The organism is Mycobacterium sp. (genome assembly GCF_035603715.1).
Classification (GTDB): Bacteria; Actinomycetota; Actinomycetes; order Mycobacteriales; family Mycobacteriaceae; genus Mycobacterium.
In genome coordinates this window covers 1-15401 of record NZ_DATNJW010000214.1, presented here as the reverse complement: position 1 = coordinate 15401, position 15401 = coordinate 1, and the positions used below count along the sequence as shown (strand labels likewise).

At 61.0% G+C, this 15401-nt stretch carries 12 protein-coding genes and 1 pseudogene; 4 read left to right on the top strand and 9 right to left on the bottom strand.

Translation table 11 applies throughout. The annotated features are described in order from the left end of the window. The coding region (locus VN856_RS09080) for an adenylate/guanylate cyclase domain-containing protein (RefSeq protein WP_325688164.1) at positions 1–508 on the top strand (508 nt) is incomplete at its 5' end. Between the two features lie 606 nt (positions 509–1114). Here VN856_RS09080 and VN856_RS09075 read toward each other — a convergent pair. Further along, a complete protein-coding gene (locus VN856_RS09075) occupies positions 1115–2359 on the bottom strand; it encodes a cytochrome P450 (RefSeq protein WP_325688162.1) in 1245 nt (414 codons plus the stop codon). A gap of 527 nt (positions 2360–2886) precedes the next feature. Next, the gene (locus VN856_RS09070) at positions 2887–4281 is read right to left on the bottom strand and encodes an adenylate/guanylate cyclase domain-containing protein (RefSeq protein ID WP_325688168.1); all 1395 of its coding nucleotides are present in this window, start codon (positions 4279–4281) and stop codon (positions 2887–2889) included. A 449-nt stretch (positions 4282–4730) separates the two neighbouring features. On the opposite strand from VN856_RS09070, the gene VN856_RS09065 reads away from it, so the two are divergent. After that, positions 4731–5282: an SAM-dependent methyltransferase gene (locus tag VN856_RS09065; RefSeq protein ID WP_414686907.1), complete on the top strand. Its 552-nt coding sequence runs from the start codon at positions 4731–4733 to the stop codon at positions 5280–5282. A gap of 508 nt (positions 5283–5790) precedes the next feature. Here the strand turns inward: VN856_RS09065 and VN856_RS09060 are convergent. Both VN856_RS09060 and VN856_RS09055 read right to left on the bottom strand, forming a co-directional pair. Further along, complete coding sequence (locus tag VN856_RS09060; RefSeq protein WP_325688166.1) at positions 5791–8565, bottom strand: LuxR C-terminal-related transcriptional regulator; 2775 nt, start codon at positions 8563–8565, stop codon at positions 5791–5793. Positions 8566–8618: 53 nt separating this feature from the next. Further along, positions 8619–8906 (bottom strand): hypothetical protein, encoded by a 288-nt coding sequence (locus VN856_RS09055; protein WP_325688158.1) that lies wholly within the window; start codon positions 8904–8906, stop codon positions 8619–8621. Positions 8907–9007: 101 nt separating this feature from the next. Between VN856_RS09055 and VN856_RS09050 the strand changes: the two genes are divergently transcribed. Then, on the top strand, positions 9008–9577 hold the full coding sequence (locus VN856_RS09050; protein WP_325688156.1) for a TetR/AcrR family transcriptional regulator: 570 nt from the start codon (positions 9008–9010) through the stop codon (positions 9575–9577). 3 nt (positions 9578–9580) lie between these two features. Here VN856_RS09050 and VN856_RS09045 read toward each other — a convergent pair whose 3' ends face one another. The 3 genes from VN856_RS09045 to VN856_RS09035 form a co-directional block, all read right to left on the bottom strand. Then, positions 9581–10777, bottom strand: a complete 1197-nt coding sequence (locus VN856_RS09045; RefSeq protein ID WP_325688154.1) for a LysR family transcriptional regulator — start codon at positions 10775–10777, stop codon at positions 9581–9583. A 448-nt stretch (positions 10778–11225) separates the two neighbouring features. After that, positions 11226–11960: an alpha/beta hydrolase gene (locus VN856_RS09040; RefSeq protein WP_325688152.1), complete on the bottom strand. Its 735-nt coding sequence runs from the start codon at positions 11958–11960 to the stop codon at positions 11226–11228. 178 nt (positions 11961–12138) lie between these two features. After that, on the bottom strand, positions 12139–13362 hold the full coding sequence (locus tag VN856_RS09035; RefSeq protein ID WP_325688150.1) for an FAD-dependent monooxygenase: 1224 nt from the start codon (positions 13360–13362) through the stop codon (positions 12139–12141). A 248-nt stretch (positions 13363–13610) separates the two neighbouring features. On the opposite strand from VN856_RS09035, the gene VN856_RS09030 reads away from it, so the two are divergent. Beyond that, positions 13611–14066: a YkgB family protein gene (locus VN856_RS09030; protein ID WP_325688149.1), complete on the top strand. Its 456-nt coding sequence runs from the start codon at positions 13611–13613 to the stop codon at positions 14064–14066. A gap of 142 nt (positions 14067–14208) precedes the next feature. On the opposite strand, the gene VN856_RS09025 is transcribed toward VN856_RS09030, so the two are convergent. Then, positions 14209–14406 (bottom strand): hypothetical protein, encoded by a 198-nt coding sequence (locus VN856_RS09025; protein ID WP_325688147.1) that lies wholly within the window; start codon positions 14404–14406, stop codon positions 14209–14211. A gap of 127 nt (positions 14407–14533) precedes the next feature. Then, positions 14534–15401, bottom strand: a pseudogene (locus VN856_RS09020) (dimethylaniline monooxygenase); the annotation flags it as partial.

Here is a 15401-nt window from a genome sequence, read left to right as displayed (position 1 = left end):
CGGCGTCCGGCCGCTGCCCGCGGTCGAGCGCGTCCTGGCCACGGTGCTGTTTACCGACATCGTCGACTCCACGAAGCGCGCGGTCGAGGTTGGCGACGAGCGATGGAAGGAGCTGCTCGGCAGGCACGACGCCCAGGTCCGTCGGCAGCTTGAGCGCTTCCACGGCCGCGAGGTCAACACCACGGGCGACGGCTTCCTCGCCCGGTTCGACGGACCCGCCCGCGCCATCCGGTGTGCCATGGCGATCCGCGACGTCCTGCGGAGCCTGGGTCTCGAGGTGCGGGCGGGCGTACACACGGGCGAGGTCGAGCTGCGCGACGACGACATCAGCGGCATCGCCGTCCACATCGCCGCACGTGTGGCAGCAGCGGCCGGAGCGGGCGAGGTGTTCGTCTCGCGCATCGTCGTTGACCTGGTCGCCGGGTCGGGCCTCAGCTTTGCCGCTCGCGGCGAGCACACCCTCAAGGGCGTGGCCGGCGAGTGGGGGCTGTTCGCGGTCGAGGATTGACGCTGTCGGCCACGTTCCACATCGGCCCCTAATTCACCGGCCCGCCGCCGCTTCGGCTCATCGAATTGTGGCGTACATCACACTCAAATGCTTCCGAAGACGGATACTCGACACCACTGTGTAATACACACGACAAATAAGCTGCATCTTCGCTGGGCTCCCTGATCGAAGTGACGGCTGCAGGACATCGACGGCGACGGCCGCGACGAGCTCTGGCAGGTTTCTTTTCTGCCGATATGGCATCGCTTGGAAGCCGCAAACGCAGGGGTTAATGCATCCCCAGCAATCCGATTATCCGAAGGTGAGCTCACGCGCATATCGCGCATGATCAGACCCTGCTCGGCGGGCGTGAACGACGCAACTTTGGCGAAGCAGTCGGTCGGGTGAGCCATACCCTCCGCGTGGGGCCGTTCGGAGCCGAACAAGATGCGTCCGACGGGAATGCATCTGGCGATCTCGGCAACGTCGTCCTCGACGAACGGGGCGATCCAGACGTGTTCTTGAACGGCTCGACCGGGTCTAAGGCGAACCAGTCGGGATTGCGGTGGCCCATCCGCGCCAACACGAGCAGCAGGTTGGCCACCCTATTGCAAGTGTCTAGGGGATTCATCTGAGGCGGTACTGAATTGGGAGGTGTTTGAGGCCACCCACGAAAATGGTGTCGGAAAGGACGGGGTCTCCGGCCAGCTCGACCGCATCGAGCCGTGGTATCAGCTCGGAAAGGAAGCTGTTGATTTCCATGCGGGCCAAGGCGGCACCGAGGCAGAAGTGGACGCCGTGGCCGAAAGTGAGGTGTTTATTCGGGTCTCGGGCGATGTCGAAGCGGAATGGCATGTCGAAGACTTCTTCGTCGTGGTTACCGGACACATAGGAAAGGTAGGCCGATTCGCCCGCAGCGACGGGTACTCCACGCACTTCGGTGTTGTCGGTGGCGGTGCGCATGAAATGTGTTACCGGGGTGGACCAGCGGAGTATCTCCTCGACGGCGGTAGGCATCAGGTCGGGGTACTTCTGCAGACGTTCTAACTCTCCGGGGTGCTCGATGAGGGCCCTCAGCCCGCCCGCGATCGCGGCGCTGGTGGTGTCGTGGCCCGCGGTTGCGATGACCACGTAATAGGACAGCGTCTCCATGTCAGACAGATATTCTCCGTCGATGCGGGCATTGGCAATCGCGGATGCGAGGTCGTCTGTGGGGTTTGCACGTCGTGACTTGGTCAGAATTGTGAAGTAGGCGAAGAAGTCGGTGAGAGTCGCCAAGAAGCCTTCGTGCGACGCGCTTCGCTGAAACTCTTTGTCGTATCGTCCGAACACCTCTTGCGTTAGCTTAAGCATGAGGGGAAAGTCGGTCTCTGGTACGCCCAGCATCGACATGATCACGTTGAGCGGAAAATTTGCCGCGATGTCGGCCGCGAAATCGCAATGGGTCGCGTGACTCATCTCATCGACGCGTTGCTTGGCGAGCGCGTCGATGGCCCTTTTGAGGTCGCGCATGGCCTTGGGTCGAAACCAGTCCGCACCAATTGCCCGCACCAACCGCTGACGTTGGCCATCCATGTGGGTGACCGAACGCAGACCTGTTCCCGCCGCCACCATTGCCCGGTCCAAGTCCTCAGCCTCGGCAGCAACCAGCGTCGTGCGCGGCGCATTGATCCACAGCGTGTTGTTGCGCTCGATCTCGATGATGTCGGCGTGTTTGGTCACTGCCCAGAAAGGCCGGTAATGCGGAACGTCGACCAACGACACGGGCGCGTTGGCACGCAGGTGCGCCAACGCGAAGTGCAGGCGCGGTTCATCAGCGAATGCGGTCGGATCGGTCAGAATCTCCGCGTTGTCATCTTTAGATCTCAACATTTGTGACTCCTCTCATGGCGACCGAAATGCGTTGGCACGATGGATGTTCGGTGTTCACCCCAAATACTTAGGCATTTCGAATGGTCTCTAAATCTTTGGGCTCGAGCCTATGGCTCATATGTCACCGTGGCTGTGACCGCCGTCACGTCAAGCCGTAAGAAGGGTCAAAGGCTAAGTGGAGCAACCCCACTCAGGCTGTCTGCCAGGATCAAGAGCGATTCCGCAAAGGCATTGGTTCTACTTAGGCCTCAAACACAATAGCTTCTGACCACAGAAATCGACATTTTCAACCCAACCAAGACTCGTGCAGCGGTGCCTCTGAAATGCCAAGGCCCTAAAACGATTTCGGCAATAAATCACCACCGGACCCGACCGGTTGACCCGTGGCAAATCCCGACGGGCGCTCAGAGATTCTGGGCGCGTGGCAGACTCGAAGACTGCGCGACCTGTACAACGAACACCTCGATGCGACGATATGGCGCCGCCCCGACTCCCACTACACTGAGTGAAAGCGTTGCCTCACATCGTCATGGGTGTACTGAAAGGACTGACCAGGAGTCGGGTACGCCCTTCAATTTGTGACTGCCTCGATTGGCAAACGCGATCCTGGACCCGAGCACTAGGGGCGGGATCGCGCCTGACACCAACACCTCGCCGGGTGCTGCAAGTGCCATGATCCGCGCTGCGATGTGCACTGCAATGCCCTGCACGTCGTTATCGACAATCTCTACTTCGCCGCTGTGGAGCCCAGCCCGGATGACCAAACCGACGTCTTTCAGGGCATCCCGAATCGCTAACGCGCACTTGATAGCACGTGCCGGGCCGTCAAATGTCGCGAGCGCGCCGTCTCCCGTGAACTTGACGACCGCGCCGCGGGACTCGGCTACATGCCGCTCGACGACGCGGTTATGAGCGGCCAGCGCCGTGGTCCAGGCCTGGTCGCCTAAAATTGCCGCGCGCTCGGTCGAGCCGACGATGTCAGTGAATAATACCGTTGACAGCACACGATTGGCTGGCGAGAAGCTGCGACCGCCGGTGAGGAATGATTCGATCTCGTTGAGCACGTTCTCGGTATCGCCGGCGAACCAACCATGGTCATCGCCATCGAACTCGACCAACCGCGCCTGCCGGATCCGCTCGGCCAGTTGTCGAGCATGGCCTTCGGTCACGTGACGGTCGCCGCGCCGACGCAATATTAGCGTCGGGGCTTGAATACTGCCGAGCGCTGGTGTGACGTCGGTTCGCAGGAACAAGTCGAGGATCGCGGCGAAATATCCCGGCCCACCAGCCAAACGTTCGGCACGTGCGCACCAGCGCCGCTTCGCGGCGTCCTCGGCCCAACTGGGTGCCAGCACATCGACCAGGGCACCGGTTCCCACCATGTCCTCGAACGCACCAAGATAGCCCGCGAGGGCTGGCTCAGGCATCGCGAAGGGCTGATCGCGGGTGCGCAAAAAGGACGCATATGGGCTCCAGAGGACAAGGGAGCGAACGCGATCGGGATTGCTCGCAGCGAGGAGCATGACGGGCAGTGCCGACTCACCCATGGCGAAGATCGACGCGGATTTGCTCCCGACGGCATCGAGTACATTGATGAGCCCGTCGGACCAATACTGCATGGCGGGACGCTCATTGATTGGTACCGCGTCGGAGCTCCCCACCCCGAGAAGATCGGTCAGAATCAGCCGGCTGAACGACGCCAGCCGGCCAAGCTGGCCGGCGACCGTGGGCTCGTCCCACAGCAGGTCGATCGGGAACACAGGGGTGGGGACGAATAGGAGGTCGGGCCCCTGATCATCGACGATCTGGTAGGCAACACGGAGGTTGCCGTCGCGAGCGTAATAAGTCTCTGGTCTCGCGGTCATGCTTCGAGAGCATGCCACCAGCGTGGTCCTGGCGCGAAGCTCTAGGCGGTTGATCATCACCACTACACCCGTTCGATCACGTCGTGGCAAGTGAAAAACACCGAGCACGCTGAAGGTTCCTGCAGCCGAACTGGACGGTGCGGTAACGGTATTCAATTTGGTTATATGCCTAACGTAATCGTCGACGGGTGCTTGGCTCTGCGGCCGAATGTGTTGTTGAATACAGACAGCGAAAGGAGGGGCACCCTCCGCATCAATGATCCTTATACCTTGATGAGTTGGGCGCGACGTGTTCGAGCGAGAATTCCTTAAGGCCGTGTCGGTAGGGCTTGAATGATGACGAAGATCCAGACAATCTGCGCAGGAAGCGTTGAGTAACTTGACGAGTCGAAGGGGCGAGTATGATGCGAGCCAATGACGATAGTTGGGATCTAAGGGGCGGCGTAGGCGCCACCGCCACGATGGCGGCCGCGGCGCGAGCCGTCGCTAGCCGTAGCCCCGACCCGGTGATCGACGACCCGTTCGCGGAAGTCCTAGTTCGGGCACTCGGAATGAAGATCTTCACCCAGATAGTAGACGGCATAATCGAATTCGCAGAGATCGGAACCGAGTGGTTCCCACACTACTTTGGCGTGCGTTGTAGGGCGTTCGATTATTTCCTGGCCGAGGCATGTCGCGTGGGCATTCGGCAAGCGGTGATTTTGGCCTCGGGATTGGATTGCCGCGCATATCGTTTGGACTGGCCCAATGCGATGTCGATTTACGAAATTGATCAGCCCGAAATCATCGACTGGAAGAAGCATCTATTGGCGAGCCTCCGCTGTACATCGGCAGCGCAGCACCGTTGTTTGGGTATCGACCTTCGCCTAGATTGGGCAACGACGCTGCGGCAGGCAGGTTTCGATGATGCAAAGCCGACCGCGTGGATAGCCGAGGGACTCCTCATCGGCTATCTACCCCCCAGCGCGCAGGACGAGGTGCTCGACGGGGTCATTGCGTTGAGCGCCTCCGGCAGCCGGATCGCTGCGGACTATTCGATGGCCGGGGGCCCGACGTAGTTGGTGACACACTGAATTACCTCCACGACATTTGGCGCAAGCATGACCAAGGTCTGAATCTGCGCAACCTGACCTTCTCAGCCCAGCGGCGGGATCGGGCGGCATATCTGGCTGAGCGCGGATGGCTCACACACAACGCCGATCTCACTGACCTCATCCGTGCCGCCGGCCGGCATGTGCCAGCCTCGGTTGAGTTTCCCTTAGTCTCAACGTTCATGCGTTTCCTCATCGCGATGCGCAACTAGAGGGTTCGGCGGCGTGTTGAACCGATGGGATCGCATCGCGATAGCGCCTGTCGACGCTTTCTCCGCCACTGTCGGAGACCATTTCGATGCCGTCGATCGTTGAGATCGTGTTGACTTGATCAGATGTTAGGCCGGGTAATGTCTCACGAGCTTGCTCCCTCCGCGGTCGTCGCGGACGATTCACCTTCTAGTCATCGCCATCGCTCGCCAGCCGCTTCTTGCGCGTGATCCCGCGCAAGGTGGAGATTGGTACCGATTCGACCTTACGTCCTGCGGGTTTCATCGACACCCTGAACCAGGCGGCGCAACTGAAGTCGTGAATCGATGCCAAGCTTGGCGTAGACATTGCGCACGTGGGTCTTGACGGTATGGGCCGACAAATGAAGCTCCCTCGCGACGGTAGCGTTTGTTGCGCCTTCGGCAACCAAGTGGAGGACCCTCAGCTCGGAATCGGTAAGACTGTTCCACCCGTTTTTCGGGCGATGGCGTGTCACCGTGCGCCGTTCGATCCCTTGACTTCGCAGTATTCGACCGACCCGGCGTGCGTCAGTCACCGCCATGCAGTCGGCGTACACGTCAAATGCCATGTTGAGCTGAGCAATTGCGTCTGTGTGATACTGGGACCGAATCAGCTCTCGGCCCGCATCCTCGGCAGCAGATGCACCAAGGAGAGGTCGCGACGAGGATCGCAATGATTGCGAGGCGGCCGTAAGGGCATCGACATCCTGGGCCAGTATTCCGCCTGCTTGTTGTGCAACGGCGGTGAAAAGTGTTACTCCGGGCTGACCATGTTGAAGAACGTCGATGGCTTGCAACGCGCGTTCTCGCACATTTCCCTCACCGGTCGCTACGGCTACCCGTGCAGTGAGAAGCAAATCATCGAGGACCACTGGGAACATTGGTGTCACTATCAGTCTGGTATCAGCACCGAGCCAGCGGGCCGCACCATTTATATCGTCACGTAGCCATGCTGCTAGTCCCAGGACCCCGGCCGCAGTGCGTCGCACCGCGGGCGACCCACTAGCGTAGGCGTCGCGCGCCGCAATCGAGGCGTCCTTCAACAGCATTCGGTCTCCGGTATGAGCCGCAACCTTGGCGAGAGTGAACATGCCAAGTACTCCGTTTACGCTCGTCCACCTCATGCGGTCCGCGGCAGGGAGCGATTCGACGGCGGAGCGGGCGGCGGACAACTTGCCGGCGGCCAAGTGGACCGTTCCTTCGTGGTGGGTCCAGATCTGAAATGCCATGTTGTTGCCCATATTACGAGATATTTCGATGCCTTTTGCGATCAGTGCCGCAGCCTCGTCCAGCCGCCCGACGACTGCGAGAATATTTGCGCTGTGGATCTCGGCAAGTTGATGCGCCGGGGTGAATTTGCTAGTCCGGACTAACGCGTCAAGTGTCTCCAAGCGCGCCAGAGCCCTCTGGCAATAGCCGTCAGCACAATCGAGGCCCGCGAGCGCAATTTCGGATACGATCCTGGCCTCCACGTCATCAGTGTTTGCGGCCGCGGCCTCCGCTTCAGCGGCTGTTCTGCGGTCCTGGCCGAGTTGGCCATTCACCATCAGGTTGTAGGCGAGCCAGGCCTGATGACGCGCTGTGATCCGCTCATCGAGTTGCGGTAGCAGAAGAGCGCTGCGATTCTGCTCAATGCGCTTTTCGATTGTGCCCCTTGCCAATGTCGAGAGGCTGAGTCGAATGTCGGCCTCTTGCTCAGCGGAGACTGCATTGGACAGAGCCTCATTCGCTAGTTGCTGCGCCTCGTCGTAGCGCAATGCCCGATTCAACAGCACAACGGTTTCCGCGACAATCTGGCCGTGCTGGGGATCGCGGACATGGGTGAGGTCGAGCGCACGCTTGCTCAGATCGGCTGCGGCGCCAGCATCCGAATCTGCCAGGATTTGCGCCGCGTCTCGTAAGGTGGCGATAGCGGGAGCGTCACCGATGTCGGCGCTGCGTACCAGTTGAGTTGCCACGTCCTGCGGCGCGGCACCAGCGTCGAGCATGATTGTCGCCGACTGCCGCTCCAACGCACGACGCAAGGAGCCCGGCAACGACTGGCGTATCGCTTCGCGTCGTAGATCTTCACAAAATCGCAGCTGGCCGTCTTCGTCGGTCAGCAGCTCGGCACGTACTACTTCTTCCACGGCTGGGATAAGGGATGCCGGGGAGCGCTCTAACATCGCTGCAAGGAGGCCTGCGGTAAACCGATCGGGCAGCACCGAAGCCACTTGCAAAAGGCAGCGGATGGATTCTGGAAAGCGCTCCAATCGCAGCCGCATACTTGCGCTGAGCCGTTGGGGTAGCGCGTCACCGGTCACCATCGCTCGGCCATCAACGAGCTGGATCCGGCCCTCTTCACTGAGGCCCTGTAGCAACTCGATCAACAGAAAGGGATTGCCATGCGCTTGGTCCGCCAGCATCAACACCGAGCTATCCGCGTTGGCGCGCAACATGTCCCGGGCTACGTCGGCCACAGCTGCGTTGGTCAGGGCGTTGAGCCGGAGCACTTCGGCGCCGTCAGCCACCAACCGGGTCACAGTCTCGTAAACGACTAGACTGCCGGCATTGGGTATTACCGTGAACACCCAGAGTAGTGGCGAGTCTCTCAACTCCACTGCGACCGATTGCAAGGCCATGAGGGTTGCATTGTCCGCAAAATGTAGGTCATCGATATGGATGGCGAGCGGATGCTGGTCGGACGCTGTCAATATCGCGCCACCCGGGTGCTCCGTCAATTGAGAGTGCATGACGTCGCGAATACCTAAGCGGGATAATGGATCTAAGCCGCCTCGCGACAGGTCAGCATGCAGCAGTTCCACGAACGACGGCGCGAGTGGTACCGTCTGCTGATTTTCGAGGACTCGGCGAAAAACCGCACCCACACCCGCTTGCGCCGAAAGCGCCATGCCTTCCTTCAGCAGGCGGGTTTTCCCGATCCCGACTGATCCCTCGATGATCAAGACGCCACCGTGTCCATGTACTAGTGCCGAAATAGCATCCCGTATCCGTCGTAGCTGCGAGTCGCGGCCGCGCATAGGCGGGTTCGCCGCGCGCCGCTCACTCGACGCAAACATGTCATGGGTCATGGCTAGTGGGAGATGCATTGACAGGCCTGATGCAGCGACATGTACGTCCAGTCACGGGCGGTGCTGAACGTCGAGTGCACCGCCGCGGGGTCATGAACAGCGAGCGCATCGTTCGGGCCGCCCACCTCTAGCAGCAGAACCTTGAAATCACCGCCAGCGGTGAGGCGATTCACCAACACGCAACCCGCACTGTCGGCACCGACGATGACGCAATCAACCGACTGCATACCGTGCCCTTTCGCGTTGCCTAGGTGCATGATCGCGGCTTCCAGCAGAACTGTACTTGACAATACAGTAACTGTACCTGCTAGTACAATTAGCCATCTGAAGCTAAAGTTATGGGGTGCTAAACAGGCCGACGACAGATCGGGGGCGCGCGACCGTACAGCGCGTGCTGGATGCCGCTTGCATCCTTTTCGCCAAGCGTGGCGTGCGGGCGACCACTCTCGACGAGATCGGAGCCGCAGCTGGCGTCGGGCGCGGACAGCTCTATCACTTCTTCGCCGGTAAGGCCGACTTGGTGGCTGACGTCGTTGCCGCGCAGGTGGACAAAGTGATCACCTCGGCGCGATTTTCTTTTGACACCATGTCGACGGCCGCCGACGTGCACGCTTGGTGTGAGAGCACCGTCAACGCGTACGCGTCCTCCGATGACGCGATCCGCTGTCCGATCGGATCGCTGATCAATGAGCTCGACCAGGACAACGGGCCGGCTCGCAAGGCATTGCAAGCGGGGTTCGCTCGATGGGAAACCCTGATGGCGCAAGGACTTCAGCGGGTGGCCGACAACGGTGGCTTGATGGTGGGCACTGACGCGCAGGCATTAGCCGGCGGCCTTCTTGCCGCTTTTCAGGGCGGCGTGCTGCTTGCCGACATAACAGGTGCTGTGGATCCCTTGCGGCGTGCACTCGAGATTGCGATAACCGGAGCGTTAGCAGAAACACCATCGCCCACTGGGTGAACGTCATGGGCATCTGCTCGGCGCTGAGGAAGGGTCGTGGGTAGGGGAGTCGCATGTTTCCAATGCCTGGATGAGCTGCGCAACGTCTCGGCGGCGGCAATTTGCATGCCAGACTGCCCACGTGGTCCGCACCACCGAGTCGTCAGCAAGGGGAATCCAGGTGACGGTGTCAGTGACCGGATGTGCCCAGTGCGCAGGTGCAAGCGCAAACGCATGTCCACCACTTACCGCGGTGTACACCACGGATGGAATTCCAAAATCGTCACGGCGGCCTTCCCCATCGTCCGGGTCTATGCCGTGCGTGCGCAAAACGGCCGCTACTCGGTCATGCCACGCCGGGCTACTTGATCGCGGGAAGCCCAGCCACTCCAGCCCCGCGAGGGTGTCGAGCCGGATTCCCTCCGGGCCGGCAACTCGTGCCGCCACCGAATGGCTCACCAACGCACCGAGGTGCTCTACTGCTAGCAGCATTGAATGCAGGTCGTGGCCCGCAGGACGTTCATTCATGAAACACACGTCGAGCGCTCCGCCGTGTAGTCCCGCCAGCTGGGTGGCAATGGTCAACCGACGCGTCCGGAGCCGCGTTGCCGGGTGCTCTGCCGCAAACTTGGCGAGTGTGCGCAACACATTCACGGGTAGTTCGGGCGGAATCGACAGTCGGAGGGCACCGCCTTCATCTGCGACACATCCCGCCGCAACCTGGAGCAGCCGATCATGACGGTCTAGTATCGTTCGAGCCTCGCTGAGCACCGCGCGCCCCGCCCGAGTGGTCTTCACGCCGGTACTCGTGCGCACGAACAGCTTTGTGCCCAAACGGCGTTCGAGTCCGCCGATCGTCTGCGACAAAGCAGGCTGGCTAATGTGCAAGCTCCGTGCTGCCGCCGACAAACTTCCCTGCTCGGCGACTGCCACCAACGCCTCCAGCTTCGCCGGCGTGAAGTAGTCGACTCTACGGCTCCTAGTACCGCACCCGTCACCCTCCACTGAGTCGGCGTCGACCAGTCGCGGCGTGTGAACAGCCCCACGATGGTTTGGCTTTGGCGCAGTCGTACTGCATTCCGACGCCAACGTGGCCGAGGTCCGTTGATTTCCTGTTGGCGAGTGTTCGCTCGGCAAGCGTCCGGCGGCACGGCCGGATTCGCATATCCGGTCCGCAATACTTTGGTGGACATCGACCGGGTCCCGCGAGTCGCCTGTCATCGACATGCTCGGACTACTACGACCTCAGCCTTCGACATTCGCGAGTCGACCAACATTTCCTCGTGCATTCTCGCCATGCCTCGCCCTCTCCGTGTGGTCGCCGGGGTCGGTTCGAGCCCGACGTACAGCCGCCGCCCTGAGCCAATAACCTCTAGGTTGCAGCGGGGTTAGCGCGAACGCCATCGCCCGAAGAGCGATCTTCAGTGTCGAGTCGGGTGATGCCTAAGCTCTTGATGAGCGACCCGGACCAGAGGTTCTACGTAATAGCTATCCCTGCTTCAGGGATACCGGTGCCCGTCCCTAACCTGGAGAGAACAGCGGAAGTTTTTATGAAGACCATTGGCGTGGTGCATCTTTCGTCTATCCCGGCGCCTGCCCGCATCAAAGTTCATCGTCTCAAGCCAATCGGCCTCCGCTGCGTCGAGCATCAGACGAATCGGTCTGTGCCTCAATCCATGGTGGTGGCGGCCGCCTCCACAATGAGGTCAGTTAGGGCCGAGGGCATAGATAAGAGCGGCAGATGGCCCGACGGCAAGTGACGAACGTACGTGGCACGTGCCGCCAGAATCTCCTGGCCTGCGGGAGGTGCGGCTTTGTCCCGATCAGTAACGATGTAGGTAGACGGAATTGTGCGCCAGGCAGCAGCGGTCAGGCTGTGATTGCCGGCGCACGCACTAAAGGGCTTCAGGCGGGCGGCCGCCCGCTCGGCAGCGTCGGGGGGCAGGTCGTCAAAGAATACTGCGCGCGGGTCGTGCACAGTCGCGATGTCGCCCTCGATGTTCCACCAGGCGGGCCTTTTGCCGACGATGTCCTGCATGGATTCCCCGACATCCAACTGAAAAGCGCAGATGTAGACGAGGTGTCGAACATTGGGCAGATTGGCAGCGGCCTGAGTGATCACCGCACCGCCGTAAGAGTGGGCGACTACCACCGCTGGCCCGCCAATCTCATTGATGCGTTGACGAACCACGTCAGCATCTTCCAGCAGACCAAGACGTGGGCTCCCTCGCTCGGCCACGCTCGGTAGGTCGACGGTGTGCGTTTGCCAACCCCGGCTGATCAGGTTCTGGCGCACCTCATCCCAACTCCACGCGCCGAGCCAGCCACCGTGGACCAGCAACAGCACTGGACGAGAAACGTTTGCCTCCAACGATATGCCCATGAAGCGTTGACCTTCCTTCATAGCAATTCTCGGCCGATGCTAAGTCGGCCAACCCGATTCCAACATTCGATTTACTTATGTGCCTATCAACTGGGCTGCTAGCCGGCCTCTTTCGAAAGCGGGCATCGCTGCCTAAAGGCCACTGGCGCTGCCTACTTCGACTACTGCTAAGCGGCGGGCTCGAGCACGAAGACGGGAGTTAGTCGACGTGCTTTCGGTTCGTAGTCCGCGAATGGTCATCAATGTGATTGCTACAGGGGACGGCGTAGGGGTCGTTAGCGAAGATCCACGCCATGATGCCTGCGCCGTCGGGCTGGGCCATCGCCTCGTCGCGGCGTTGCTGCGCAGGTCCGTCGAGGAGGTGGTAGACCTCGTTGTTCTGCCATGACAGCCGCTGGATTTCGGCGGTGTGTTCTCGTCGCGCAGCTTCGTAACGCCGCAGGGCGTCCGCAAGGTCGGCACTGGTTGACAGGGCTTGACCAAGGGCGGCCGCGTCGCCGATGGCCTGTGCGGCCCCCTGAGCAAGAAACGGCAGCATTGGATGGCAGGCATCGCCCAGCAAGGTCGTCGTTTCTGTCGACCAGATGTCCAGCGGGCTGCGGTCATAGAGCGCCCATCGGTAGACGGGGTCCGCCACCGCGTGGAGGATCCTGATGACGTCGGGACTCCATCCGTGGAACTGGCTGTTCAGTTCATCGACCGAGCCCCGGGACGTCCACGACTCCGACTGCCAGTCGGATTCCGGAACGACAGCCACGACATTGAGGTACCGCGGTCCGCCACCGACGGGGTAAACCACCAGGTGACGGGTGGGCCCCATCCAACAGCGAACGGTGCGCGCCGCCTGCGGGTCCGTTGCAAGGCGCTCCAACGGGATGAGCGCACGGTAGGCGCACATGCCCGAAAAGCGTGGAATGGCATCGCCGATTGTCTGTGCCCGGACCGTTGAATGGGTGCCATCGGCTCCGACAACGAGGTCCGCGGTCTCAATGTTGCCATCGTCGAGTTGAACGGCCGGCTTATCGTCGATCGTGGTAATGCCAGTGGCGGCAACCCCGTGGCGAACCGTGCCTTCGGGTAAGAGGCTGGCGAGCATCTCAATCAGCTCGGGACGGTAGAACGTGTAATAAGGTGCGCCAAGCACCACCGCACTTTCGGCTACGGACTGAGCGGAAATGACGCTGCTGTCTTGCCACCGCAGGAACATGACTTGCGACGGAACAATGCCGCGCCGTTGCAAATGGTCGCCCAAGCCGAGGCCCGCGAGGACCCGAGTTGCGTGCGGGCCTAACTGCACACCGGCCCCAACCTCACCGAATTCGACTGCACGCTCAACGGTTCGCACCTCGAATCCCGCGTGTCTGAGTGTGGCCGCTGCCGTCAGTCCGCCAATTCCGGCTCCCACGATAATAATTCGAGCCATGCAATCGTATCCCTTCCGTTGCACTGAGCGCACTATCGGCAGCATCGCATAACGGCAGAGGTCAGTTGCCCTGCTAGCTATTCGTTGTTCTTATCGACCCGATCGCAACTCATATAGCGAACAGCTTTGATAACCAACGCCTTCGGAGTTCTCTTGTCTAGGTAACTCACCACCGCTGGGATCGCATCCGTCAAAGGAGGAACTGCATAGTGATCTTGCTCAGAGACAGATCGAAGGTAAGGGAGATAGTGAAGATCTCCACAATCGATTGGGTCGCAAATGTTCTGGGCCGATACGGCCTCGTCATCGTCATCGGCTGGATCGGCGCGCTGAAGTTCGCCAATTTCGAGGCTCACCAAATTCAACCGCTGGTCGCCAACAGCCCCTTCATGGGCTGGCTCTACAACATATTCCCCGTCTACACGTTTTCTGCACTGTTGGGAACCTTCGAACTAACGGCGGCGGCGCTGCTAGCGATCAAACCGGTGGCCCCAAAGCTTTCCATCGGAGGCAGCCTGCTGGCCATCCTGCTGTTCCTGGCCACGATCAGTTTCCTATTCACCACTCCGGGCGTTGGTGAGCCGGCCGGGGGCGGCTTTCCTGCCATGTCACTAACCGGCGAGTTCCTGCTCAAAGACGTTCCGCTGCTGGGGTTGTCCTTCTGGACACTCGCCGATGCAATGCGTGCAGCCGGGCGCAGGTAACTGCAGCCGCGTCGTGTCGCTGGCTATCTGTGCGGATGATTGACATCACTTGTGCGCAGGCAGTTCCGAGCTATCCGTGTCCAAGACTGTGTTCCGAGGAGTTTCTATGCCCACCTTCAGCAGGCTGTCTCACATTTCATTCTCAGTCCGTGACGCCGAAGAGAGTGCCCGATGGTGGGCTGCGCTGCTCGAGCTCACCGAAATCGACCACGCCGTCGGTGATGGGTGGCAGGGCATTTTGCTCATACATCGGTCGTCGCGGACCATCGTCGAGTTCCAGCAGCACGACGAGAATCAAGGCGAGGTCTTCGATCTGGTTGCACCGCGCCGTTGATGCCATCAACAGCTTCCGCGGCAACGAACCGGAACGAGACAGAAACGAACCGGGAGGTAGGGGAGCAAAAGCCCTGGTATAGCGGCGGGTTCGATTCCCGGCAGTCCCGCAGAACTACGCAACCGGGCGGCTGTTACCGGGGCGCTGCGATTCCTTCGTCGTTCCCGGTCGGGCCGGAGGCCGCGGTTTCGACGAGCGACCAGTAGTTGCTTTCACGCTCGGTCAGCTCGTTTGACGTGATAGCACCGAAGGCGGCGGCGTCGCGCTTGAATCGGGCCGGCGCATCGGGCAGCGCGTCCGGGCCCTCGAGCCGAAAACAGCTCGGTGCGAGCGGACCGAACAGCAGGGCGCGGCGCATGTGCGGCCAGTTGTCTAGCTGCGGCTCGACCCCGGCGGCCCGAGCGAAGGTGAGAGCCACCAGGTTCATCCGAGTTTTCTGGGACGTCCCACGTTGCGCGCGGTAGGCGTTGATCGACCGCCGCTGGTCGGTGTCCGAAGGGGGCGGGATCGTGCCGCCCCACGTGTATGCGATCCACCTTGCCTGAAGTTCTAGTGGCACAAAGTATCCGCCCGCCTGGTCCCACATGCCCATGAAGGCCAGCCCGGGGAGGTCAGGGTGGAACGTGTTGCGGTCGGCGTCTAGGTGTACCGCGTCGAGGTTGACGACCTCCCGGATGTTTTCACTCAGAAACGGTAGGCACAGCTCGAACCCAGTGCCGAGCACGATCCCGTCGAACTGCTCGGCATGCCCGTCGGCGAATGTCACGGTCGCATCCGTGATGGATTTCATCCAGGGACACACCGTTATTCGTCCCTCGGCCACGAGCGGCAGGTACTGCTGGTTGAGGGTGATCCCGGCGGCGAACAGCGACGGGTCGGGCACCGGTGCGCCGTACTGCTCCGGACTTCCGCCGGCCTCGACCACGATCTCCTTCAACTGCCGGTCGATCTCGGCTGCCGGGAGAGTCTCACTCGCCAAGGTTCCGTATCGCGTGAAGATC